This window comes from Bacillus sp. JJ1532, from assembly GCF_036965085.1.
GTDB lineage: Bacteria > Bacillota > Bacilli > Bacillales > Cytobacillaceae > Cytobacillus.
The window spans coordinates 3,371-3,902 of the sequence record NZ_JBALOW010000123.1; the positions used below are offsets into that span (position 1 = coordinate 3,371).

Annotated in this window: 1 pseudogene; it reads left to right on the plus strand. The window is 32.3% G+C overall.

What is annotated here, in order from left to right:
- Window positions 1–98: 98 nt before the first annotated feature.
- Window positions 99–532: pseudogene (locus tag V7122_RS24610) on the plus strand (lysozyme inhibitor LprI family protein); the annotation flags it as partial.

Sequence of the window (532 nt, forward strand, 5' to 3'; positions counted from 1 at the left end):
ACTTTTGCTAGCAAAAGTAGAAGTTAAAGCAGGTTACTGAAATGCTGCCAGAAGTAATTGAAAGGACACAAGTTAATTGTTAGTGGAAGGGCTATATTATGAAAATAAATAGGATAATTTTAATTGTAATGTTTCTTGTAGTATTTATACTTTTTATGGCTGCTTGTGAAAACTCATCGGAAGAGTCAAGTGCTATGTTTGACAACCATTTACAAAATAGCAATCTATCGCAAAACACAAAGGACGATTCTTCTAATGTAGATTCAAAAGAAGATGCTGCAAAGACCGACAACAATAATAGAAACACCACAAATCCAGCCAATATGAATCCAAACGAAAAAGAGGATAGATCAATCAATGTACCTACAGAAGATAAAGATTCGTCTACTAATTCTACAGCGAATCTGAAGGGAGAGTATTTAAAGAAATTAAATGATACTAGAATAGAAATAGAAAAAGTGGAAGCAGAAGATTCATCAACATACGCTTTAAAAAAAGTGGAAAACGATAGATATGATGTTTGGGATGAATT